General features: G+C 59.4%; 18 protein-coding genes. 2 read left to right on the top strand and 16 right to left on the bottom strand.

Features of this window, described 5'->3' with window-relative positions:
• The first annotated feature begins 81 nt into the window (after positions 1 to 81).
• Both CLU80_RS08805 and CLU80_RS08800 read left to right on the top strand, forming a co-directional pair.
• The gene (locus tag CLU80_RS08805; RefSeq protein ID WP_093434881.1) at positions 82 to 513 is read left to right on the top strand and encodes a pilin; all 432 of its coding nucleotides are present in this window, start codon (positions 82 to 84) and stop codon (positions 511 to 513) included.
• 295 nt (positions 514 to 808) lie between these two features.
• On the top strand, positions 809 to 1,165 hold the full coding sequence (locus CLU80_RS08800) for a BON domain-containing protein (protein WP_077574577.1): 357 nt from the start codon (positions 809 to 811) through the stop codon (positions 1,163 to 1,165).
• Positions 1,166 to 1,450: 285 nt separating this feature from the next.
• Here the strand turns inward: CLU80_RS08800 and CLU80_RS08795 are convergent, their stop codons facing one another.
• From CLU80_RS08795 to dksA, 16 genes are all read right to left on the bottom strand, one after another.
• On the bottom strand, positions 1,451 to 1,747 hold the full coding sequence (locus CLU80_RS08795; RefSeq protein ID WP_093434887.1) for a DUF2845 domain-containing protein: 297 nt from the start codon (positions 1,745 to 1,747) through the stop codon (positions 1,451 to 1,453).
• Complete coding sequence (locus CLU80_RS08790) at positions 1,747 to 4,698, bottom strand: DUF748 domain-containing protein (protein ID WP_099757207.1); 2,952 nt, start codon at positions 4,696 to 4,698, stop codon at positions 1,747 to 1,749. Before CLU80_RS08790 ends, CLU80_RS08795 begins: the two co-directional genes overlap by 1 nt.
• A gap of 218 nt (positions 4,699 to 4,916) precedes the next feature.
• Positions 4,917 to 5,933, bottom strand: a complete 1,017-nt coding sequence (locus tag CLU80_RS08785) for a class I SAM-dependent rRNA methyltransferase (RefSeq protein WP_093434893.1) — start codon at positions 5,931 to 5,933, stop codon at positions 4,917 to 4,919.
• A 162-nt stretch (positions 5,934 to 6,095) separates the two neighbouring features.
• Positions 6,096 to 6,965 (bottom strand): oxygenase MpaB family protein, encoded by an 870-nt coding sequence (locus tag CLU80_RS08780; protein WP_093434896.1) that lies wholly within the window; start codon positions 6,963 to 6,965, stop codon positions 6,096 to 6,098.
• Between the two features lie 51 nt (positions 6,966 to 7,016).
• Complete coding sequence (acs, locus tag CLU80_RS08775; RefSeq protein ID WP_099757206.1) at positions 7,017 to 8,954, bottom strand: acetate--CoA ligase; 1,938 nt, start codon at positions 8,952 to 8,954, stop codon at positions 7,017 to 7,019.
• A gap of 266 nt (positions 8,955 to 9,220) precedes the next feature.
• On the bottom strand, positions 9,221 to 10,885 hold the full coding sequence (pgi, locus tag CLU80_RS08765; protein WP_093434901.1) for a glucose-6-phosphate isomerase: 1,665 nt from the start codon (positions 10,883 to 10,885) through the stop codon (positions 9,221 to 9,223).
• Positions 10,886 to 11,114: 229 nt separating this feature from the next.
• Entirely contained in the window at positions 11,115 to 11,495 is a 381-nt protein-coding gene (gene panD / locus CLU80_RS08760) for an aspartate 1-decarboxylase (RefSeq protein ID WP_003205654.1), read from the bottom strand.
• Between the two features lie 211 nt (positions 11,496 to 11,706).
• Positions 11,707 to 12,567: a pantoate--beta-alanine ligase gene (gene panC, locus CLU80_RS08755; RefSeq protein WP_099757204.1), complete on the bottom strand. Its 861-nt coding sequence runs from the start codon at positions 12,565 to 12,567 to the stop codon at positions 11,707 to 11,709.
• A complete protein-coding gene (gene panB, locus CLU80_RS08750; protein WP_093434905.1) occupies positions 12,564 to 13,364 on the bottom strand; it encodes a 3-methyl-2-oxobutanoate hydroxymethyltransferase in 801 nt (266 codons plus the stop codon). Before panB ends, panC begins: the two co-directional genes overlap by 4 nt.
• 401 nt (positions 13,365 to 13,765) lie before the next feature.
• On the bottom strand, positions 13,766 to 14,251 hold the full coding sequence (gene folK / locus CLU80_RS08740; RefSeq protein WP_099757203.1) for a 2-amino-4-hydroxy-6-hydroxymethyldihydropteridine diphosphokinase: 486 nt from the start codon (positions 14,249 to 14,251) through the stop codon (positions 13,766 to 13,768).
• Positions 14,252 to 14,255: 4 nt separating this feature from the next.
• Positions 14,256 to 15,656, bottom strand: coding sequence for a polynucleotide adenylyltransferase PcnB (locus CLU80_RS08735; protein WP_064118692.1), 1,401 nt, complete (start codon positions 15,654 to 15,656; stop codon positions 14,256 to 14,258).
• Between the two features lie 734 nt (positions 15,657 to 16,390).
• Entirely contained in the window at positions 16,391 to 17,827 is a 1,437-nt protein-coding gene (locus CLU80_RS08725) for a sigma-54-dependent transcriptional regulator (protein WP_093434911.1), read from the bottom strand.
• Between the two features lie 22 nt (positions 17,828 to 17,849).
• Entirely contained in the window at positions 17,850 to 20,804 is a 2,955-nt protein-coding gene (locus tag CLU80_RS08720; protein ID WP_175559618.1) for a sensor histidine kinase, read from the bottom strand.
• Entirely contained in the window at positions 20,788 to 20,964 is a 177-nt protein-coding gene (locus tag CLU80_RS08715; RefSeq protein ID WP_003176118.1) for a hypothetical protein, read from the bottom strand. The genes CLU80_RS08720 and CLU80_RS08715 overlap by 17 nt, the downstream gene beginning before the upstream one ends.
• Before the next feature lie 77 nt (positions 20,965 to 21,041).
• Positions 21,042 to 21,938, bottom strand: coding sequence for a tRNA glutamyl-Q(34) synthetase GluQRS (gluQRS, locus tag CLU80_RS08710; RefSeq protein WP_099757202.1), 897 nt, complete (start codon positions 21,936 to 21,938; stop codon positions 21,042 to 21,044).
• A 192-nt stretch (positions 21,939 to 22,130) separates the two neighbouring features.
• Positions 22,131 to 22,574, bottom strand: a complete 444-nt coding sequence (gene dksA, locus CLU80_RS08705) for an RNA polymerase-binding protein DksA (protein WP_007909922.1) — start codon at positions 22,572 to 22,574, stop codon at positions 22,131 to 22,133.
• Positions 22,575 to 22,908: the final 334 nt, after the last annotated feature.

The following is a 22,908-nucleotide window of genomic DNA, read 5'->3' as shown; positions in this document are numbered from 1 at the left end:
CGGGGCTTTGCAGGCATTGGCATGGCCTATGCTCCGTCCCTTGCAGATCATGAGAATTCGACTCATGCATGGAGCGTGTCTATGAAAAAACAACAAGGTTTTACTCTGATCGAGCTGCTGATCGTGGTGGCGATCATCGGGATTCTGGCGACCATCGCGTTGCCGCAATATTCCAAATATCAGGCACGGTCGAAGGTGACGGCGGGGCTGGCGGAAATCAGCGCGCTGAAGGTGCCGTTCGAGGACACCATCAATCAAGGCACTGATCCGACCCTGACCCTAGTGGCGGGCAGTGCCACCGCTGCGACTTCCAACTGCACACTGGCCGCTTCCGGCACGGCATCCACCGGTGCCGGGACCATCACTTGCACATTGCTCAATGCTCCGGGTCCGGTGCTGAGCAAAACCATCACCCTCACACGTTCCTCAGGGACCGGCGCAGGTGTGTGGACTTGTGGTACCACCGTTGCTCCGGACTATTCGCCTAAAGGCTGCACTGCCACCGGTACATAAGCTGACGTGTGCTGGCCAGAATGCTCCGCTCTGCGGGGCATTTTTATTGTCTGGCACTTCACAAAAGCTTCAATAATTTCAGCGCCTTAGGAACTTTCCAAAAAACCGCAACTTGCATGTGAATATTCCTCGAGTCATGCATTTTGCATGAATCCGGAATTTTCAGATATCTGTAACCTATTGATTTATATGTGTTTTGTGTCTTTCAAAAAGTTGGCACAGCGTTCGCAACTACCTTGGTAACCCTGCTGACAAGACAACCAGCAGACTTTCCAGAAAAACAGGAGTTACTCGTATGAAGAAGTTCGCTATCACTGCCGCTGCTGCTACCGCGCTGACCCTGACCATGGCTTCCGGTGCATTCGCACAATCCACCCAGGCTACTCAGGCTCCAATGACTCTGGCCGCCGGTGAAGTCACCAAGGCGAAAGAAGCTACTTCCGACACCTGGATCACCACCAAAGTCAAAAGCGATCTGGTCACCGAAAAAGGCATTCCGGGCACCGACATCAAAGTAGAAACCAACAAAGGCGTGGTTTCCCTGTCCTCCACTGTTGCAGTGACCGAGGCTCAGAAAACCACCGCAGTGAACATCACCAAGAAAATCAAAGGCGTTAAAGCGGTCTCCGCTGACGGCCTGAAAGCCGAGTAAGGCATGACTTCTCGCCTGGACCGGGAGAAGGCGCGACAGACGGGCCGAGCCATACGTCTGCCGCAACTTTAGAGTTCATGCGAACGGTCACACGGATGTGACCATTACGGGCCCCGGCACTTGTGTCGGGGCCTGTTCTATTTCAGGGACGAAAGAGTCGAAGGGCACCGCAAAACAACTGTGGGAGCGAGCTTGCTCGCGAAAGCGGTATGCCAGTCACAATGGATTTGACTGACCAGACGCCTTCGCGAGCAAGCTCGCTCCCACATGGGTAAGTGATTTGGATCAGTTACCGCGTTTGCTGTTGATCTGCCGCAGGCGATTGCCTTCGAAGCGCAGGTATTGGTACATGCCGTTGCTCGGACCATAGGTCCATTCCTCGACCTGAAACTCCTCGCGGCGGTTGGCGCTGCGCTTGTAACCCAAGACATCACGGCTGACCGGCTCACCACACTTTTGCAGGACTTCGCTGGAACGGTCGCCCAGGCTGATCAGTTGACTGCCGCAGCGCAGGGTATCGGACGCCGAGGCGTGGCTGGCCGCGAAGGTCATTGCGATCAAGGCCAGCCACTGCAGTTTCATCATTCGGCATCCAGGTGCATTTGCGTCACCACGCGGCCATCGCTCTCGGCTTCACCGAGACTGGCGTCGATGAAGTACACGCGGTCGTCTGCCAGCTGGCCTTTATCGACCAGATAATCCTTGATGCTGCTGGCACGGTCCTGACCCAACTGACGCAACAACACCTCGCTGCCACTCCAGAACTTGATCACGCCTTCGCGCATCTTCGCCGTGCGTTCTTCCTTGCCCAGATCCTTCCATTCGGCTGGCGGCTGGGTTTTCAGACGGGTGCGGTAAATGCCTTCGAGCAGTGGACCTTTTTCGCTGTCTGGCACTTGCAGCAACGAAGCTTGGGCCGGGACTTTATCGCCGCGACGTTGGAGCATCTTGTAGTAGTTGTACTGGTATTCACGTTCCAGGCGTTGCTCGGCGAGTAACGGGCCGTCACTGCTTTTGGCGGCAGTGCCTTCGATCTCTAGACGCAGTGCCGGACGCTCCTTCAGCGCTTGAGACAGTTTGATCAGCGCCGCTTCGGCATCCTTGCTCAACTCGCTGGAACCCGGAGCAAACGACACGGTGCCAAGGTCTTGCGAACTGCCACCACTGATCAGCCCGCCAATCATTTTGAAGGGTGCGGCAGCGGCTTTGACGATGAGATTGCGCAGGGTCTGCCAGACAATCGGCATCACGCTGAACTGCGGGTTGTTCAAGTCGCCGGTCACCGGCAATTCGATGGAGATCTTGCCGTCTACGTCCTTGAGCAAGGCAATCGCCAGTTTCAGTGGCAGGCTCACAGCATCCGGGCTGTCGACTTTCTCACCGAGCTGCAATTGCTCGACCACCACTTTGTTTTCGGCTTTGAGCTGGCCCTTGGTGATCAGGTAATGCAGGTCGAGATTGAGCCGGCCCTTGCGGATACGGTAACCGGCGAATTTGCCGGAGTAGGGCGTCAACGTTGTCAGCTCGACACGTTTGAAACTGGTGGCGATGTCGAGGCTGGCCATCGGGTCGAACGGATTGACCGCGCCCTTGATGGTCACCGGTGCATAGCGGTCGACCTTGCCTTTGATGTCGACACTGGCCGGTTTCGCCTGACGGCTGTCGATGGTGCCGATCTGGCCATTGAGTTGCTGCACGGCGGTAGCGAAATTCGGCGTCAGGCTGAAGTCGGCGAAGTTGGCCGAACCGTCGTTGATGGCGATGCCGCCGATGTGAATGCCCAGCGGTTTCTCGTTGCTGGCCGGTTTCGCTGCTGCGCTTTTGGTGCCGCTGTCGGCGGGCTGCGGGATCAGCAGGTCATCGATGTTGGTGGTGCGATCATCGTTGATCATGAACCGCACATACGGCTGGAACAGGTTGACCTTGTCAATCGACAGGCTGTCGCCGTGCTGATAGTTCAAGCCTTCGACCACGACCTGCTGCCACTTGAGGAAATCGCGGGTTTTCAGGGTGTCGAGGGTGTGCAGTTGATCGATCTGCGCGCGCCCGGTGACGCTTAGGGCCAGCGGCTCGGTGCTCTTGAGATTGACCTTGAGATCACTGCCGAGCATGCCGCTGCGCAGTTCCAGGCGAATGAACGGGTTGATGTAAGACTGCGCGACTCGCAGGTCGATGTCCTGGGTTTTTACATTGAGCTGGGCGTTGACCGGAGCGAGATTGACCGTGCCGTCAGCCGTGATCTTGCCTTGCTTGCCCACGCCGCTATCGAGCTTGAGCTTGAAGGGCGAGCCGTTGAGGCTGTCGAAGTCTTGCAGGTCGACATTCAGCGGGGTGATGTCCAGTGCTACTGCCGGTTTGGCCGAGCGGTCGGCCAGATGCACGGTGTAATTGCGCAATTGCACGTCTTTGAGCAGCACTTGCCAAGGCTTGCTCGGCGCAGTCGGTTCAGCTTTCGGCGAGTCTGCAGCGGCTGGCGTGTTCGCCGGTTCTGCGGCGGCTTTGGCGGCAGGTTTGGACGGTTGGCTGGCGAACAGTTTCTGCCAGTCCAGCTGGCCGTCGGCTTCAAGGGCAGCCCAGGTTTCCAGTTTCTGGCTGCGGATCTTGCCGACTACGACTTGTTGTTTGGCCAGATCCACCGAGGTCTCGCTGACGTCGAGGCGTTCAAGTTTCACAAGTGGCCGCCCGTCCGGAGCCTTGATGGCGAATGGCGCGATGCTCACTGCGACATTGTTCAACTGCAGTTCGGTTTCTTTCGACAGATTGAGTTTGTATTCGCTGCTGAGGCTGATCACACCATCTTCGAGTACCAGCGGTACCGAGTCACGCACGTAGGGCCAGAACGCTTTCATCTTGCCGTCGGTGACTTTCAGGGTGCCTTCGGAAGTGAACGGGATCAGGCTGAAATTGCCACTCCAGTCGATCCGGCCACCGGCAGGGCCGATGGCGACCAGGGTCATGTCGGCGCTGTCTTCGGGCAGGGTGCTGAGGTTTTTCAGTTCGAAGCTGAGGTCGTCGTAGAGGAATTCGATCGGCTCGCTCGGGCGCACGTCCTCAAAGTGCACGACGCCGCCGGCCAGTTTGATGTTGTCGATGCGCAGCGGGAAGGGCTTGGCGTCAGGGTCGGCCGGTGTCGGCTCGCTGGCCGGCACATTGAACAGGCCGAGCAGGTTGAGCTTGCCGTCTTTGGCGAAAAGGATTTCGGTCTTTGGCTTGTCCAGCTCGATGTTGGCCAGATGCAGAGCTTTGGTCCACAGACTGTCGATTTGCAGGTCGGCGTACAGGCGATCGAAACCGACCTGTTCCTTGCCCGGCTCGCCGATGACCAGCCCCCACAAGGTAACTTCAAGGCTGAACGGGTTGAGCTCGATACGCTGGATATGCGCAGGCACTGTTGCGTAGTTGGCCAGTTGCTGATTGGCCACGCGCAGGGCGATGCCCGGCAAAATCAGAAACCCCAGCAGGCTGTAGAGGGCCAGAGCAGTCAACGAGGCGCCAATCGCGCGAATCAATCCTTTGGGCATGTGCGGCTTCATCTGTCTGAATCGGAGTGCCTTGGAGTATGGCACGCGATTCTGGTTCCGAAGTAACAGCCGTGCTGCAGGATTGTTCAGATTTCTCTGTAATCACAAAAAATGTGGGAGCGAGCTTGCTCGCGAAAGCGGTCGTCCAGTTGATCAAGATGCCGACTGACACGACGCCTTCGCGAGCAAGCTCGCTCCCACAGGGGAACAGTTGCCGCCGCGCGAGCGCTTCAGAGCTGCAGAATCAGGGTTTTCAGCGGCGGTTGCTGATCCATCGACGGGAAGTCGGCGCCTGGGGTCATCACGCTCCACTCACGCACCGGTCGCCCGGCCTTCTCGGCACAGCGCAGCACCTGCTCGCGCCAGTCGTCCATGCTGACTTTCGCCAGATTGTTGCAGCAGATCAGCACGCCATTGTCGGCGGTGGTCAGCAGGGCCGGTTTGAGCAGGCTCTGATAGTCGCGCAGCAAATCGACAGTGCCGAATGCGCTCTTGGCCCACGCTGGCGGATCAAGCAGGACCAGATCGTATTGGCGCTGATCGAGGCGCTGGTAGCTCGGCAGTTTTTGTCCACGGCGCTGACTGATCGGCAGCCCGGCGAGTTGGCGGATGGCCGGGAAGTAGTCCGACTGGATGAATTCCATCTCCGGCAACTGCGGGTTGAGCAGGCCGTTTTCGCGACCGACCGCCAGATTGCCTTCGGCGAAATCCAGATTGCACACTTCACGCGCGCCACCGGCGGCCGCACTGAGGCCGACGCCGCAGGTGTAGGCGAACAGGTTGAGCACGGATTTGCCTTGGGCGTGATCCTTGACCCAGCCACGGGTGTTGCGCAGATCGAGGAACAGCAAGGGATCCTGCCCGGCATGGCGTCCGCGCACCCGGTAGTTGAGGCCCCATTCGTGGCCGACCAGATCGGCCAGTGCCGCGTCTTCAGCTTTGTAGACGCTGTCTTCACGGTCAATGCGCGAGTTGCCTCGGGATCGGTCGTTGTAAACCAGCAAGGTTTCCATCCCCAGGCTCTGATTAACCATGGCGTGCAGTTGCAGCAGGTCGTCACGCTCCAGCGTCTGGTGGAAGCTTTGCACCAGCAGTTGCGGGCCGTAGCGGTCGATGGTCAGGCCGCCGGCGCCTTCCTGGCTGCCGTGGAACAGCCGATAGCAATCGGTGCCCTGGCGGTGCAACTCGGCCAGCAGATCCTGGCGTTGATCGAGGGCGGCGCGCAGCGCCTGATTCAAGGAAGACATGCGGGCGCCTTGCTGGTGAGAATGGGGGCGCGGGAGTTTAGCAGCTTGGCGGGCAATCGAGTTGCGCCCTTCGCGAGCAGGCTCGCTCCCTCATGGGATCCATGGTGCAAATTAGATCTCCTGTGGGAGCGAGCTTGCTCGCGAAGGCGTCCGACGAAGTTTTCAGCTCAAGCCCATCCGGCGTTTGGCCCGTTGCACCGAACCATTGCGCATTGCCCAGCGCAGCATCGGTGCGCTGCGCCGGACGCTGGCGCGAATCAGTTGCCGTTGCAGCGAACTCTGGCGGACGTCGAGCATGTCGCTGGCCCAGTCCGGCAACAGGTCGATCCCGGCCTTCATCATCAGATCGCCAAACGGTCGCGCCAGAACACTCGGCGCCGGCGCGTCGAGCAGCAGGCGCAAAACCTCACGGCTGCGCTCGTCGCACAGCAACTGCGGGCGCATGCGTTGCAGATACTCGGCCACGGCTTGCCGCGATTTCGGTACATCGCGCGCGCCCAGGCGTTCGGCTATCACGGCGATTTCCGTGTAATAACGATCCTGATCTGCCCCCGACAACTGCGGATTGCGATAACGCAAATGCGCCGCCAGAAAGTTACTCACTTCCGCCACATGCACCCAGGTCAACAAATCCGCATCGCTGGCTGCGTAGGGCCGGCCATCAGGCGCCGTGCCGACCACCTGCAAATGAATGGTGCGCACTTTCTCGATCAACCAGTCGGCGTCCCGGCGCGAGCCAAACGTGGTACCGGATACAAACTGGCTGGTGCGCCGCAAACGCCCGAGCATGTCTTCACGAAAGTTCGAATGATCCCAAACCCCGGCCAGCGCCAGCGGATGCAAAGCTTGTAGCAACAACGCGCTGATACCGCCGATCAACATGCTGCTGAAATCGCCGTGCACCTGCCAACTGATCGAGTCCGGACCAAACAGGCCGGGATCGCCCTTGGGGTTTTCCAGGTCGAGCTGACCAAGCGACAGCCCGGTCAGGCTCATGAGTTGCTGTTCGATACGGCTGCGGATGAATTCCATGACCACTCAGTGAGAAAGGCCAGGCGCGACCGGTTGACCGCGCCCGGGGTGTTACTGATTGAGGCGCGTGTCGATCAGGCCTTGCACCACACTCGGATCGGCCAGGGTCGAGGTATCACCGAGGCTGTCGAGTTCGTTGCAGGCGATCTTGCGCAAGATGCGCCGCATGATCTTGCCTGAACGGGTTTTCGGCAAGGCCGGCGCCCACTGGATCAGATCCGGTTTGGCGAAGCTGCCGATTTCCTTGCTGACGTGGGCCAGCAATTCTTTCTTCAACTCGTCATTGGGTTCGGTGCCGTTCATGGGAGTGACGAAGGCGTAGATGCCCTGACCTTTGACGTCGTGGGGGTAACCAACCACGGCGGCCTCGGCGATGCTGTCGTGCAATACCAGTGCGCTTTCCACTTCGGCGGTGCCGATGCGGTGACCGGAGACGTTGATCACGTCATCGATGCGCCCGGTGATCCAGTAATCGCCGTCCTCATCGCGGCGTGCGCCGTCGCCGGTGAAGTAGTAGCCGGGGTAGGGTTTGAAATAGGTGTCGACCATGCGCTGCGGGTCGCCATAGACGCTGCGGATCTGCGCCGGCCAACTCGACTTGATCGCCAGCACGCCACTGCCGGCGCCTTTGATTTCCTTGCCGTGCTCATCGAGCAGCACCGGTTGCACGCCGAACATCGGTTGGGTGGCGCAGCCAGGCTTGATTCGCTGGGCGCTGACCAGGGGACTGAGCATGATGCCGCCGGTTTCGGTCTGCCACCAAGTGTCGACGATGGGGCAGCGCTGTTCTCCGACGACATTGAAATACCATTCCCACGCTTCCGGATTGATCGGCTCACCGACGCTGCCGAGTAATCTGAGGCTGGCGCGCGAGGTTTCCTTCAACGGTTCGGCACCTTCACGCATCAACGCGCGCAGGGCGGTCGGCGCGGTGTAGAAGATATTGACTTTGTGTTTGTCGATCACCTGCCAGAAACGCGAACTGCTCGGATAGCTCGGCACGCCTTCGAACATCAGCGTGGTCGCACCATTGGCCAGCGGGCCGTAGACAATGTAGCTGTGACCTGTGACCCAGCCGACGTCAGCAGTGCACCAGAACACTTCGCCGTCGCGGTAATCGAGCACGTACTTGAAGGTCATCGCCGCTTGCAGCAGGTAGCCGCCGGTGGTGTGCAGCACGCCTTTGGGTTTGCCGGTGCTGCCGGAGGTGTAGAGGATGAACAGCGGGTCTTCGGCGTCCATCGGCTCCGGTGGGCAATCGTCGCTGACCTCGCGCACGGCCTGGTGATACCAGAGGTCACGACCCTCGACCCAATCGACTTTGCCCTGGGTGCGTTCGACCACCACGACGGTGCTGACGTCGGGGCAACTTTGCAGGGCTTTGTCGACGTTCTGCTTGAGCGGGACGAACTTGCCACCGCGCACGCCTTCATCGGCGGTGATCACCGTGCGGCAATCGGCATCGAGGATGCGGTCACGCAGGGAGTCAGGGGAGAAACCGCCAAACACCACCGAATGGATTGCGCCGATCCGCGCGCAGGCGAGCATGGCGTATGCGGCCTCGGGGATCATCGGCATGTAGATGCACACCCGGTCGCCTTTGTTCACGCCACGGCTTTTCAGCACGTTGGCGAGTCGGCAGACGTGGTGGTGAAGTTTTTTGTAGGTGATTTGCGCCGATTCGGCAGGGTCGTCGCCCTCCCAGAGCAGGGCGGTCTGATCGCCGCGCTTGGCCAGATGACGGTCGATGCAGTTGTAACTGACGTTCAGTTTCGCACCGGCAAACCAGGCGGCTTCACCGGTTTTCAGGTCGTAGCGCTGAACGGTCTGCCACGGCGTGCTCCAGTCGAGGAACCGCGTGGCCTGTTCGGCCCAGAAGGTGCTGGGGTGTTCAATGGATTCGCGGTACAGGCGCCGATAGTCTTCCTGACTCAATTGCGCAGCCCGGCGGACGGCATCGGCTTTGGGGAACGTGCTGATATCGAACATGACGGTTCCTTATTCTTGTGGTGCGACAGGAATAAAGATGCGCCGAGCGGGCGAAGGGTTCAAGCCGGATCAGGAATCTGATGGCTGAAGCTGATTCTGAATGCCCCCAAAACAACTGTAGGAGTGAGCCTGCTCGCGATAGCGGTGTGTCATTCAACATCAATGCTGACTGATTCACCGCTATCGCGAGCAGGCTCACTCCTACAAGGGATTTCTGTGCCCACAGGATTTGGGTTGAGCCAAACCTTGTGGGCCGAACCATCACATCAACCGCGGTGACGACCGCGGAAGTAGTTGATCAAGCCCTGAGTGGAAGGGTCATCAGCAGTGCTTTCATCGCTGCCGACCAGACGGTTGTAAACGCCTTTGCCCAGTTCCTTGCCCAGTTCCACGCCCCATTGGTCGAAGGCGTTGATGCCCCAGACCACGCTTTGCACGAACACTTTGTGTTCATACATCGCCACCAGTGCGCCGAGACGACGCGGGCTGATGCGCTCGACCACGAGGGTGTTGCTCGGACGGTTGCCCGGGATCACCTTGTGCGGCGCGAGCTTGTGCACTTCATCTTCGCTCATGCCCTTGTCGCGCAGTTCCTGCTCGGCTTCCGGCAAGGTCTTGCCGAGCATCAGCGCCTGGCTCTGCGACAGGCAGTTGGCGTACAGCCACTGATGGTGGTCGGAGACCGGGTTGAAGCTGACGATCGGCACGATGAAATCGGCCGGAATCAACTGCGAACCTTGATGCAGCAACTGGTGGTAGGCGTGCTGACCGTTGCAGCCGACGCCGCCCCAGATCACCGGACCGGTATCGGTCGACACCGGCGTGCCGTCCTGACGCACGCTCTTGCCGTTGGATTCCATGTCCAGCTGTTGCAAGTGCTTGGTGATGTTACGCAAATAGTGGTCGTACGGCAGGATCGCGTGGCTTTGCGCGCCCCAGAAGTTGCCGTACCACACACCGAGCAGGGCCAGCAGCACCGGCATGTTCTGTTCGAACGGCGCGGTCTGGAAATGCTGGTCCATGGTGTAGGCGCCGGACAGCAGTTCCTTGAAGTTGGACATGCCGATGGCCAGGGCGATCGGCAAACCGATGGCCGACCACAGCGAATAACGACCACCGACCCAGTCCCACATCGGGAAGATGTTTTCTTCGCGGATACCGAACGCAACGGCCGCTGCGTTGTTGCTCGATACGGCGATGAAGTGACGATACAGCTCGGCCTCCGAACCGCCCTGCGCCAGGTACCAGGCGCGCGCAGCCTGCGCGTTCTTCAGGGTTTCGAGGGTGTTGAAGGATTTCGACGAAACGATGAACAGCGTGGTCTCGGCGCGCAGTTTCTGCGTCAGTTCGTGGAATTCGCTGCCGTCGATGTTCGCCAGATAATGGCAACGCACGCCTTTCTGTGCGTACGACAGCAGCGCTTCGGAAACCAGCTCAGGGCCGAGGAACGAGCCACCGATACCGATGTTCACCACGTCGGTGATCGGCTTCTCGGTGTAACCGCGCCACAGACCGTCGTGGATGCGGCCGACCAGATCGGTAATCTGGTTCAGGACCTTGTGGACTTCCGGCATCACGTTGACGCCGTTGACCGACAGCTTGTCGCCTACCGGGCGGCGCAGGGCGGTGTGCAGCGCCGGGCGGCCTTCGGACGTGTTGACGATTTCGCCTTCAAACAGCGCTTTGATGGCGCCTTTGAGATCGACTTCATTGGCCAGACCGACCAGCAGGTTGCGGGTCTGGGCGTTGATCAAATTCTTCGAATAATCGAGAAACAGTCCGCAGCTGCTGAGGGTGAACTGGTTGAAGCGCTGCGGATCGGCGTTGAAGGCTTCGCGCATGCTGAAATCCTGCATGGCTTGGCGGTGATCTTTCAACGCTTGCCAGGCGGGCAGAGCGGTAACGTCTTGAGGAGTGAGGTAATACGCCATCGCTGCGGTTTTCCTTTTTACTTGAACGGCCTTTTGAACACTGAACAGACCCGGCACGCCATGTTTGGGCATGGGATCAACTGCGTCGACACGATTTCTGGACACAGGGCGAATACAGTAAACCTCGCGCTGCGTTCTGTCTTGACTTTGTCTGACCAGATCCCTGTACTTTTTTAACATCGAGACCGGGATTTGGCCGACAAACGGAGGGGGCGGGGCAAAATCGGGATCAGGCGAGCTGAACCGGGATGGCGTTGCTGGTGTGGCTCAGCTCGTTGCCTGGCGCCATGTAGAGCATGCGCGGCTTGAAATTGACCAGTTCCGCTTCGCTGTAATGGGCGTAGGCACAAATGATCACACGGTCGCCAACCTTGGCCTTGTGCGCTGCGGCGCCGTTGACGGAGATCATCCGCGAGCCTTCTTCGCCACGAATCGCGTAGGTGGTGAAACGCTCGCCGTTGTCGACGTTATAAATCTGGATCTGCTCGTATTCACGAATGCCGGACAAGTCCAGCCACTCGCCATCGATAGCGCACGAACCTTCGTAATCGAGCACCGCATGAGTGACTTCGGCGCGGTGCAGTTTGGCCTTGAGCATGATCGCGTGCATGAGGGATTTTCCCGGGTTGGAATCGAACGGCGGGCAGTGTGCCCGAAGGCTTTAGGGGCGGCAATAAGGCTTGAAACGCAATTTTCATAACACCGAAAACCACTGTAGGAGTGAGCCTGCTCGCGATAGCGGTGTGTCATTCAACACTAATGCTGACTGACACACCGCTATCGCTAGCAGGCTCACTCCTACAGGGGGTATTGCGATGTTTTCAAGCGGGGGTGTCGAGATTCAGGTGCAGGTTGTCGATCAACCGAGTAGTGCCAAGAAACGCCGCCACCAGAATCACCAGATCACGATCCTCCGGCGTCGCCGGACGCAGGGTCAGTGCATGGCGGATTTCCAGGTAATCCGGACGCAGGCCCGCCGCTTCCAGCTGCTGTACCTGGGCACTGATCATTGCCGGGAAGTCGCGTTGGCCTTGCTTGATCAACTCGGCAATGTTGCTCAGCGAGCGATAGACCACCGGAGCCACCGCGCGCTGTTCCTCGTTGAGGAAGCCATTGCGCGATGACAGCGCCAGGCCGTCGGCGGCACGCACAGTCGGTTCGCCAATGATCTGGATCGGCATGTTCAAGTCGTGCACCAGCGCGCGAATCACCGCCAGTTGCTGGTAATCCTTCTGGCCGAAAATCGCCAGATCCGGCTGGACCATGTTGAACAGTTTGCTGACGACGGTCGCTACACCCTCGAAATGCCCCGGACGGCTGGCGCCGCACAGGCCTTCGGACAACTGCGGCACGCTGACCCGAGTCTGACCGGCCATGCCGTCGGGGTACATTTCTTCGACAGTCGGCGCGAAGAGCAGGGAGCAACCGGCTTCGAGCAGCTTCTCCTGATCCGCTGCCAACGTGCGCGGGTATTTATCGAGGTCTTCGCCGGCACCGAACTGCAGCGGGTTGACGAAAATACTCGCGACCACGAAGTCCACCCGTTGGGTGGCTTTGGTGATCAGTGCAACGTGACCGCTGTGCAGGTTGCCCATGGTCGGCACAAAGCCGATGCGCTTGCCTTCGCTGCGGGCGCGGGCTACGGCGGCGCGCAGTTCGCGTACGGTTTTAACGGTGTTCATGCAGAGAATCCGTGTTCGATGCCAGGGAACGTGGTGGCTTTGACTTCGTTGACGTAAGCCTTCAGCGCGGATTGGATGCTGTCCTGGCCGTGCATGAAGTTTTTGACAAATTTCGGCACGCGGCCAGTGATCGACAGGCCGAGCATGTCGTGCAGTACCAGGACCTGGCCGTCAGTGGCGTTACCGGCGCCGATGCCGATGACTGGAATCTTCACCGCCTGGCTGATTTCGGCAGCCAGTTCGCTCGGTACGCATTCGAGCAGCAGCATGGCGGCGCCGGCCTGTTCCAGCGAGATCGCATCGGCACGCATCTGCCGCGCCTGATTTTCGTTACGGCCCTGCACTTTATAGCCGCCGAGAATGTTCACTGCTTGCGGAGTCAGGCCCATGTGCGCGCATACCGGTACACCGCGCTCGGCGAGCAGACGGATCGACTCGGCCAGCCACAGCTGACCTTCGACCTTGACCATGTGCGCACCGGCCTGCATCAGCATGGCGCTGTTAGTCATGGTTTGTTCAAGGGTGGCGTTGGCCATGAACGGCAAGTCAGCCAGGATCAGGGCATCGGTATTGCCACGTTTGACGCAAGCGGTGTGGTAGGCCATTTCTGCGGTGGTCACCGGCAAAGTGCTGTCGTGACCTTGCAGGACCATGCCGAGGGAGTCGCCCACCAGCAGCACTTCGACACCAGCCTCGTTGCAGGCGTGGGCGAAGGTCGCGTCATAGCAGGTCAGCATGGTGATCTTTTCACCTTTCTGCTTGAGGCTCTGGAGCGTGGTCAGGGTGATGGCTGGCATGTAAAAAATCCTCGTTCAGGCGCTCTGGAAACTACTGCGAGTAACGCGCGTGATTCTTCATCTACTCAGGCGCACGCTCTTTTGTCGTGCTTATAAGGCCTGGATTGCGCCCGTATGTGCCGGGTTGGCGGCAGCGGGACGCCTATAGTCGTGATGAGCCAACAGGAAGTCAATTGCGTGTGTTACCGCATTGTTACGAGGGGAGTGTTACCGGCGTTACTGATGCGATTCAGCGCTGCGGCGGGCCTGATTCGCGGGGTTTTTGTCGGACAATAAATCTGGATGTGGCGCAATCCCTGTAGGAGTGAGCCTGCTCGCGATAGCGTTCTGTCAGCCAAAGATTTATTGGTTGATCCACCGCTATCGCGAGCAGGCTCACTCCTACAAAGGGCGGATTTGTGTCAGGCGTGGGGGAGGCGTTCCAGGCCGACGAACGGGCAGGCTGCCAGCAGCTCGGACAAGGTGCGGCCATCGGCCAGACGCAGATCTTGCGGCGCCAGTTCGGCAAGGGGATAGAGTACGAACGCACGTTCCTGAATCTGATAATGCGGGACTTTCAGGCGCGGTTCATCGATCAAGCGATCACCGAACAGCAGAATATCCAGGTCCAACGTGCGCGGGCCCCAGCGCTCCAGACGCTCGCGGCCCTGATCATTCTCGATGGCTTGCAGCGCGTCGAGCAGTTCAATCGGCGCAAAATCGCTGTCGAGCGCAGCGACCGCGTTGGTGTACCGCGGTTGGCCTGGCAGCAACGAGTCGCTTTGATAGAAGGCGGAAACGCCCGCGAGTGTGGTCTGCGGCAGTTGCCCCAGCGCCTCGACGGCGCTGCGCAACTGTTCGGCCGGGTCAGCGAGGTTGCTGCCCATGCCGATGTAGATGCGTTCCATGCCTTTATTCGCCTGTAGCGCTCGGGGCGCCGGCGCGTTTGCGCTTGGAACCGCTGCTGCGGCGACGTTTGCGCGGAGCACCACTGGCGTCATCGCCCTTGCCGCTGAGGTCGCGGATCATGTCGCGACGTTCGCTGTCGTTGGCGTCCTGATAATCCGTCCACCATTCACCGAGGCCATCAGTCTCCTCGCCGGCGCTTTCACGCAGCAGGAGGAAGTCGTAACCGGCGCGGAAACGCGGATTGTCCAGCAACAGGTCGGCACGTTTGCCGCTGCGGCGTGGCAGGCGCTCCTGCATGTCCCAGATCTCGCGGATCGGCATCGTGAAGCGTTTCGGAATCGCAATGCGCTGGCATTGTTCGGCGATCAGCTCGTGCGCGCCTTCCTGCATCGCTGGAATCGGCGGCATGCCACGTTCCTGCAAGCGCAACACGCGAGCCGGCAAAGCAGGCCACAACAGTGCGGCAAACAGGAACGCCGGGGTCACCGGTTTGTTCTGCTTGATGCGCAAGTCGGTGTTGGTCAGCGCTTCGCTGATCAGCGTGTGGGTGTATTCCGGGTTGTGTTCCAGCGCATCGGCACTGGCCGGGAACAGCGGGGCGAACAGTTGCAGATCGACCAGCATTTCGAAGGTGATTGCGCCGTGTCCCGAAAGGAACAGCTTGAGTACTTCTTCGAACAGGCGTGCCGACGGAATCTCGCGCAGCATCGGCGCCAGTTCGCGGATCGGCTGAACCGTGTGCTTCTCGATGCCGAAATTGAGCTTGGCGGCAAAACGCACGGCGCGCAGCATGCGTACCGGATCTTCCTGGTAACGCTGCTTCGGATCGCCGATCAAACGGATCAGGTGGTTGCGTATATCGTGTACGCCGTTGGCGTAGTCGAGGATGCGCTCGCTGACCGGATCGTAATACAGGGCGTTGATGGTGAAGTCGCGGCGTTGCGCGTCTTCTTCCAGGGTGCCGTAAACGTTGTCGCGCAGAATCCGCCCGCTCTCGTTACGCGAAGACTGGTTGCTGTCTTCGTCGTCTTCGTTGACCGGGTGATTGGCGCGGAAGGTCGCGACTTCGATGATTTCGCGACCGAAATGGATGTGCACCAGTTTGAAGCGACGGCCTATGATCCGCGCATTGCGGAATTCGGCACGGACTTGCTCGGGGGTGGCGCTGGTGGCGACGTCGAAATCCTTGGGCGTGATGCCCAGCAGCATGTCACGCACGCAACCGCCGACCAGATAAGCCTGGTAACCGGCACCTTGCAGGCGTTCGACGATATTCACCGCGTAGCGGCTGAATTGCGTTTTCTGCAGCGAATGTTGGCCGCTGTTGAGCACTTCAGGGGTGCTGCGGATGTGTTGCGTACGACGCACGGGAGTTCGGAATGACTGGAACAGCTTCTTCAGCATGGGATGCACTGTTTGAAGGAATGTTCGGCCATACCAAAGAATGACCGCATGATGGGCGCAGATTCTAGCATTTAGTCGGGGGATGGTGTAGGACACGGCAGATTTGAGCTGTAAGCCCCAAGCTGCAAGGGGCGAGCAAGGGAAATTCGAAGGATTTTGCCGGAAGGGAGAAACTACAAGGGGAGCCGAAGCTCCCCAAGAAGTAGTTGCGTGCTCTTTTTATTATTGATTCGGGCTTCTTGTTTTTGTTGAGTGCCCTCGCCACGAAGTGTTTCCTTCGTGACCCTCCCAATCGGGAGCCAAGAGCAAACGGATTGCTTTGGTCGCTGAATTGCAGTGATCTCTCGATCCAACCAGTACAGGCTCTGTCTTAGGACAGTTTTTGTTGTTCTCGGCCTGGTCGTGGGGCAAGCCCCAAATACAACGCCTCTCCAAAAGAATCAGTTAGCTGCGCCTCTCGCCGTCTTGTTTTTATTGTGCGTGAGTCGATTCGTCTTATTTTTATTGTCTTGTGCATTGCTTGTTATTGTTCTTGTACCAAACATATAGCAGGGGCCGTGCCAACTTTTGCGAAACCCAATAAAACAAGGGGTTAGGTCGATATAACCGTTTTGTCGGGGCGAAAAAAAGCCGGGGTTTCGTTACCGATAACCCCGGCTTCTGTTACGTGAATCGACTGAGGTAACAGTTTTTTCACATCTTCAAGCGTTACCCGCACACTCGACAGGTAACGTTCAGCTCTCGCTGGCGACTCCGGTCTTGCGCCGTGGGATGCCTAGACGCTGACGGCGCTCCCACAGACATTTACGGCTGACGCCCAGTTTGCGCGCCAGTTCGGTCTCGGTCATGTGGTCCTGATGCTCGAGAACGAAGTGCTGGAAGTAGTCTTCCAGCGACAGGTCTTCGGTCGGCTCGTGGCTGCTGTTGCTGGCGTTACCCGGCGTTTGTGGCGGCAGACCGATGAACTCGTCGTCTTCCAGATCGCTCAGCTCGATGTCGATGCCCAGCAGGTCGGCGGAGATTTCCGCGCTTTCGCTCAGAATCACCGCGCGCTCGACTGCGTTTTCCAGTTCACGCACGTTACCCGGCCAGGAATAATGACGAATCGCCTGTTCGGCATCCGCGGCAAATTTCAGGTCGGTACGGTTGATGCGCGCACTTTGGCGAGCGAGGAAAGCCGTGGCGATCTCGTTGACGTCGGCGCCGCGCTCGCGCAGGGCCGGCAGTTTTAACGCGATCACGTGCAGACGGTAATAAAGGTCTTCACGGAACTGGCCGATTTTCGCCAGGCTCTTCAAGTCGCGGTGAGTGGCCGCGATCAGGCGTACATCGACCTTCTGCGACTGCACCGAGCCAACACGGCGAATTTCGCCTTCCTGCAACACACGCAGCAGGCGAGCCTGAGCTTCCAGTGGCAGTTCGCCGATTTCGTCGAGGAACAAGGTGCCGCCGTCCGCCGCTTCGACCAGACCGGCACGCCCGGCGCTGGCGCCGGTGAATGCGCCTTTCTCGTGGCCGAACAGTTCGGACTCGATCAGGCTTTCCGGAATGGCTGCGCAGTTCACCGAGATCATCGGCGCCTTGGCGCGTTTCGACAGGTTGTGCAGTGCGCGGGCCACCAGTTCTTTACCGGTGCCAGACTCGCCCTGGATCAATACATTGGAATCGGTCGGCGCGACTTTGCGGATCTTGCTGTACAAGTCCTGCATCGGTGGGCAGGAGCCGATGATGCCAATCTCGCCATTGCTGTTGTCGACGGCGGATTTGCCGCTGCCATTGGCCGGTTTACTGGCAACTGCTTCGCCGGCCGCCGGTGCCGATTGGCGATCACGCAGGATCCGCGCGACAGCCTGAAGCATCTCATCGTGGTCGAAAGGCTTGGCGATGTAGTCCACCGCGCCCATCTTCATCGAGTCGACCGCCGAGCGCAGGCTGGCATAGCTGGTCATGATCAGCACCGGTGTGCCCTGGCCGAGCTTGATCAGCTCAGTACCCGGCGCGCCCGGCAAACGCAGATCGCTGACGATCAGATCGAACGTAGGAATGGTGAAGCGTTCTTGTGCTTCCTGCACTGAACCGGCTTCGCTGACCTGGTACTGGTTGCGTTCCAGCAGGCGGCGCAAGGCGGAGCGGATAATTGTTTCGTCTTCGACGATCAAAATGTGCGGCATTGATTCGATACTCTCGACGGTCTCAGTTCACAGCGGACGTCGCTTCGACATGACGCGGTAAGGTCACCCGGATACGGGTGCCGCGTTGGCTTTGTACATCAGCCGGGCTGTCGATGGTGATTTGTCCATAATGCTCTTCAACGATGGAATAGACCAGTGCAAGGCCCAGACCGGTGCCTTCGCCAGGATCCTTGGTGGTGAAGAAGGGTTCGAACAATCTATCCATGATGTTCTTCGGAATACCGCTGCCTTCGTCTTCGACGATCAGATCGACCGTGTGTTCGCCGGCTTCACTCTTGACCCGTACCGCACTGTGCGGCGGCGAGGCGTCGCGGGCGTTGGAGAGCAAGTTGATCAATACCTGGGCGAGTCGCTGCGGATCGCCTTCGACCCAATGATCAGGATCGCAGAGGTTGTAGAACTGCACCTCGAAATTGCGTCGGTTCAGGGCCAGCAGGCCGATTGCATCTTGAGCGACCTCTGCCAGACAAACGGGCTCGTCACTGTGCTGATGGCTGCCAGCGTGGGCGAAACTCATCAACGACTGGACGATGCGCGACACACGTTTGGTCTGTTCGAGAATCTGCCCGCTGATTTCCGTCAGTTCGCCGTCGTCTTCACGCTCTTCGCGCAGGTTTTGCGCAAGACAAGCAATGCCGGTGATCGGGTTGCCGATTTCGTGAGCCACACCCGCCGCGAGACGACCAATGCTGGCCAGACGCTCGGAGTGCACCAGTTTGTCTTCGAGCATCTGCGTTTCGGTCAAATCTTCGACCAGTAGCACCAGGCCGCTGTTACCCGGTGCCAACGGTTCGTCGATTGCCGCTTTGTGCAGGTTCAGCCAGCGCGTCTGACCGTCGAGGGCCAGGTGCTGTTTGTGCAAATGCTCGTCGGGCAGGTTGATGAAACCCTGGAGTAACTCTTTCCACGGCTCGCCGATGGTACTCAGGCGCGAACCGACCACGCGTTGGGCGGCGATTCCGGTGAGCTCTTCCATGGCCTTGTTCCACATCAGGATCTCTTGATCCTTGGCCAGCGAGCAGACGCCCATCGGCAGTTCCTGCAAGGTTTGGCGGTGGTAACGGCGCAGGGCGTCGAGTTCGGCGGCCAGGCCTGTGAGGCGCGAGTGGTAATCCTCGAGGCGGCTTTCGATGAAGTGGATGTCTTCGGTCACGTAGTTTTCGCCACCCGCCTTGTAGGGCAGGAAGGTTTCCACCATGTCCTGCGCCACGCTCGGGCCCATCAGACCGGAAAGGTTGGCCTCGATACGGTCACGCAAACGGCGCAGTGCATAAGGACGGCGTTCGTCAAATGGTAGATAGAGGTCACGCAACGCTTGCTCGACTTCTTTCTGCGCAGCCTTGGCGCCCAGCGGTTTGGCCAGTTGTGTGGCGAATTCCTGTGGCGAGGCCGCATGCAGTTCACGGCGCTGCGGACGACGGACGTTGTCTACCGCACAGGCTTCGGCGGCGCTGGCTTCTTCCGGGCTGGCGTTGGTGAACAGCGAGATCAGCGTGAACATCAAGACGTTTGCAGCCAGCGAGGCGATTGCCGCCATGTGCCAACTGGTGTCGTCGAGCACGTAAATCATGTTCAGCAGCGGGATGTAGAAACCCTGCAGATTGCCGACCAGCGGCAGCAGCATGGTCACTACCCAGACCAGAATGCCCGCCAGCAGACCGGCGATAAAGCCGCGACGGTTGGCGGTCGGCCAGTACAGCACCGACAACACCCCGGGCAGGAATTGCAGGGTCGCGACAAACGCGACGATGCCGAGGTTGGCCAGATCCTGCTCGGCGCCAAGCATCAGGTAGAAACCGAAACCGGCCATGATGATCGCGACGATCAGCGCGCGGCGGGTCCACTTCAGCCAGCGGTAGATGTTGCCTTCGGCCGGCGGCTGGTAGAGCGGCAAAACCAAGTGGTTCAGCGCCATGCCCGACAGCGCCAGCGTGGTGACGATGATCAGCCCGCTGGCCGCCGATAAACCGCCGACATAGGCGAGCAACGCCAGCGGTTTGCTGTTGGCGGCGATGCCGATGCCGAGGGTGAAGTATTCCGGGTTGGTTGTGGCGCCGAGTTTGAGGCCGGCCCAGAGAATCAGCGGTACCGCCAGGCTCATCAGCAGCAGGAACAGCGGCAGGCCCCAGCTCGCACTGACCAGCGAGCGCGGGTTGAGGTTTTCGGTAAAAGTCATGTGATACATGTGCGGCATCACGATCGCCGAGGCAAAGAACACCAGCAGCAGCGTACGCCACGGGCCTTCCTGCAACGGCGTGTGCAGCGCGGCGAGGGCAGTCTGGTTTTGCAGCAGCCAAATCTCAAGCTGTTGCGGGCCGTCGAACACGCCGTACAACGCATACAGGCCGACGCCGCCAAGAGCGATCAGTTTGATCACCGACTCGAAGGCAATCGCAAACACCAGTCCTTCGTGCTTCTCACGGGTGGCGATATGCCGGGAACCGAAGAAAATCGTGAACAGGATGATCAGCGCACAGAACGCCAGCGCGACGCGACTCTGGATCGGCTCGCCGGTCAGAATGCCGATGGAGTCGGCCACCGCCTGAATCTGCAACGCCAGCAGCGGCAGCACACCGATCAACATGAAAATAGTGGTCAGCGCGCCGGCCCAGGTGCTGCGAAAGCGAAACGCGAACAGATCCGCCAGCGACGACAGTTGATAGGTGCGGGTGATTTTCAGGATCGGATAGAGCAACACCGGCGCCAGCAGAAATGCGCCGGACACGCCGAGGTAACTGGACAGAAAGCCGTAGCCGTACTGATAGGCGAGGCCGACCGTGCCGTAGAACGCCCACGCACTGGCGTAAACCCCCAGCGACAAGGTGTAGGTCAGCGGGTGGCGAATGATCGCCCGCGGGATCATGCCCCGTTCGCTGATCCAGGCGACGCCGAACAGCACCGCCAGGTACGCGGCGCTGATCAGGATCATCTGGGTCAGGCTAAAGCTCATCGGCATCTTTTTGGCTCTGCAGGATGAAGGTCACGACAATCAGGATCAGCCAGAGCAGATAGGGGCGATACCAGGCGCCCGTAGCGTCGATCCACCAATCCATGATGGCGGGGGAAAACAGGTAGATCCCCACGACTAAAAGCAGGACCAAGCGATAGATGTACATCCCGGCCTCTCTTTTTTATGCGCGTGCCCGAAAACGTGCGGCGATGGTAACGGATGGGCGCGCGACTGCAAGTGTCGTCATAGCAGTTGCGCTTCGGGCAGGGTCAGTGTGCGCGGGATCTTCGTGGCATCCCAGTGTGCGCTGCCCCACTTGAGTAATTCTTGCGGTGAGGCGTGGGCCAGTTCAGCGCCAGGGTTTTGCCCCAGAGCACGCAGGGCGCGCAGCAACAATGGTGTGGCTTGATCAGCTTGCAGCGGCGGCGAGCGATAGGACTTGCCGAGTTTGTTGCCGTCCGGTTGGGTAATCAGCGGCAGGTGCAGATAGCGCGGCTGGCGCAACCCCAGCAACTCTTGCAGATAGAGTTGGCGCGGCGTCGAGTCGAGCAGGTCGGCACCACGCACGATGTCGGTGATACCTTGCCAGGCATCATCCAGCACCACCGCCAGTTGATAGGCGTAGAGACCGTCACGGCGGCGGATCACGAAATCGCCGACGTCGCGACCCAGATGCTGGCGGTATTCGCCTTGCACGCGGTCGATAAAGTGGTATTCCAGTTCGGGTACGCGCAGGCGGATAGCGGCGTCTTGCTGATCGTGGCCGGCATTGCGGCACAGGCCCGGATAAATCCCGTTATACGCTTCGAGCTGTTTGCGCGAGCACGTGCAGGCGTAAGCGAGGCCGTGATTGAACAGGCTGTTGAGCACGTCCGCGTAGGCGTCGTGGCGATCGCTCTGGCGCACCATGTCGCCGTCCCATTCAAAGCCGTAGCTTTCCAGCGCCTTGAGAATCGCCGCTTGTGCGCCGGGTTCTTCGCGGGGCGGGTCGAGATCTTCCATGCGCACCAGCCAGCGACCGCTGACCGAGCGAGCGTCGAGGTAAGAGGCGAGGGCGGCAACCAGCGAACCGAAGTGCAAGTGGCCACTGGGGGTTGGGGCGAAGCGGCCGATGTAGGCGGGGGATATTTTGGCAGTCATGGAGACGAAGCTACTTTTCAGGCTATACGCAGGTCAACCTGTGGGAGTGAGCCTGCTCGCGATAGCGGTGTGACATTCAACACCGATATCGACCGACCCACCGCTATCGCGAGCAGGCTCACTCCTACAAAAGGCAAAAGGCAGAAACAAAAACGGAGCGTTCGCACGCTCCGTTTTTCGTTCAGGTCGAGATTACTTGCCGACCTGCTTTTCCTTGATCTCAGCCAGGTTCTTGCAGTCGACGCACATGTCGGCGGTAGGACGGGCTTCAAGGCGCTTGACGCCGATCTCGATACCGCACGAATCGCACCAGCCGTATTCGCCGTCTTCGATCAGTTGCAGTGTCTTGTCGATCTTCTTGATCAGCTTGCGCTCGCGATCACGGGCACGCAGTTCAAGGGCAAACTCTTCTTCCTGACTGGCACGGTCGGCCGGATCGGGAAAGTTGGCCGCTTCGTCCTTCATGTGATCAACAGTTCGGTCGACTTCCTGCATCAAGTCCAGTTTCCACTTGGTCAGGATCTTGGTGAAGTGCGCGCGCATGGGTTTGCCCATGTACTCTTCGTCTTTGGCCTGAACGTAAGGTTCGAAGCCACTGATCGCCGTTTGCTGCTGTTGCTTTGCTTGGGTGGGCATGAAATGGACCGCCTCTACTCTTGTAATCCATTGCGCAGGATTGCTCCATCACCGACACCTGCCGGCCCTGCGGCTGCAAGCGGGCGAACTTACCAGATCAATTCGGCCTGCGCTACTCCCGGATGTCGAGGCCCCGGCGGGTGGCGCTTGCAAATGTTTGGCAAGCCGTGTCTGGTGGTGCTGAAGACCTGTTCAATCACTGATTTTAGTCAATCCTGGAGCGTACGCTCATATCGTTACAGTCCAGCGTTCTTGAGGCTGTGACCGCTGCGGGTTCTCGCTCGTTCCGGCAGATGGGTAGAATCGTCTCTTTTTCCCTGCCGAAGGAAAACCA

This window comes from Pseudomonas sp. 29 (genome assembly GCF_002754355.1).
GTDB classification, from domain to species: Bacteria; Pseudomonadota; Gammaproteobacteria; order Pseudomonadales; family Pseudomonadaceae; genus Aquipseudomonas; species Aquipseudomonas neuropathica.
Note: the sequence above shows the minus strand (reverse complement) of the source record. Positions and strands in the feature narration are given on the sequence as shown.

Excerpts from the sequence above, each read along its gene's own strand:
- CLU80_RS08805 (WP_093434881.1), top strand. The coding sequence starts at position 82 with ATGAAAAAACAACAAGGTTTTACTCTGATCGAGCTGCTGATCGTGGTG.
- CLU80_RS08800 (WP_077574577.1), top strand. The coding sequence starts at position 809 with ATGAAGAAGTTCGCTATCACTGCCGCTGCTGCTACCGCGCTGACCCTG.
- CLU80_RS08795 (WP_093434887.1), bottom strand. The coding sequence starts at position 1,747 with ATGAAACTGCAGTGGCTGGCCTTGATCGCAATGACCTTCGCGGCCAGC.
- CLU80_RS08790 (WP_099757207.1), bottom strand. The coding sequence starts at position 4,698 with ATGAAGCCGCACATGCCCAAAGGATTGATTCGCGCGATTGGCGCCTCG.
- CLU80_RS08785 (WP_093434893.1), bottom strand. The coding sequence starts at position 5,933 with ATGTCTTCCTTGAATCAGGCGCTGCGCGCCGCCCTCGATCAACGCCAG.
- CLU80_RS08780 (WP_093434896.1), bottom strand. The coding sequence starts at position 6,965 with ATGGAATTCATCCGCAGCCGTATCGAACAGCAACTCATGAGCCTGACC.
- acs (WP_099757206.1), bottom strand. The coding sequence starts at position 8,954 with ATGTTCGATATCAGCACGTTCCCCAAAGCCGATGCCGTCCGCCGGGCT.
- pgi (WP_093434901.1), bottom strand. The coding sequence starts at position 10,885 with ATGGCGTATTACCTCACTCCTCAAGACGTTACCGCTCTGCCCGCCTGG.
- panD (WP_003205654.1), bottom strand. The coding sequence starts at position 11,495 with ATGCACGCGATCATGCTCAAGGCCAAACTGCACCGCGCCGAAGTCACT.
- panC (WP_099757204.1), bottom strand. The coding sequence starts at position 12,567 with ATGAACACCGTTAAAACCGTACGCGAACTGCGCGCCGCCGTAGCCCGC.
- panB (WP_093434905.1), bottom strand. The coding sequence starts at position 13,364 with ATGCCAGCCATCACCCTGACCACGCTCCAGAGCCTCAAGCAGAAAGGT.
- folK (WP_099757203.1), bottom strand. The coding sequence starts at position 14,251 with ATGGAACGCATCTACATCGGCATGGGCAGCAACCTCGCTGACCCGGCC.
- CLU80_RS08735 (WP_064118692.1), bottom strand. The coding sequence starts at position 15,656 with ATGCTGAAGAAGCTGTTCCAGTCATTCCGAACTCCCGTGCGTCGTACG.
- CLU80_RS08725 (WP_093434911.1), bottom strand. The coding sequence starts at position 17,827 with ATGCCGCACATTTTGATCGTCGAAGACGAAACAATTATCCGCTCCGCC.
- CLU80_RS08720 (WP_175559618.1), bottom strand. The coding sequence starts at position 20,804 with ATGCCGATGAGCTTTAGCCTGACCCAGATGATCCTGATCAGCGCCGCG.
- CLU80_RS08715 (WP_003176118.1), bottom strand. The coding sequence starts at position 20,964 with ATGTACATCTATCGCTTGGTCCTGCTTTTAGTCGTGGGGATCTACCTG.
- gluQRS (WP_099757202.1), bottom strand. The coding sequence starts at position 21,938 with ATGACTGCCAAAATATCCCCCGCCTACATCGGCCGCTTCGCCCCAACC.
- dksA (WP_007909922.1), bottom strand. The coding sequence starts at position 22,574 with ATGCCCACCCAAGCAAAGCAACAGCAGCAAACGGCGATCAGTGGCTTC.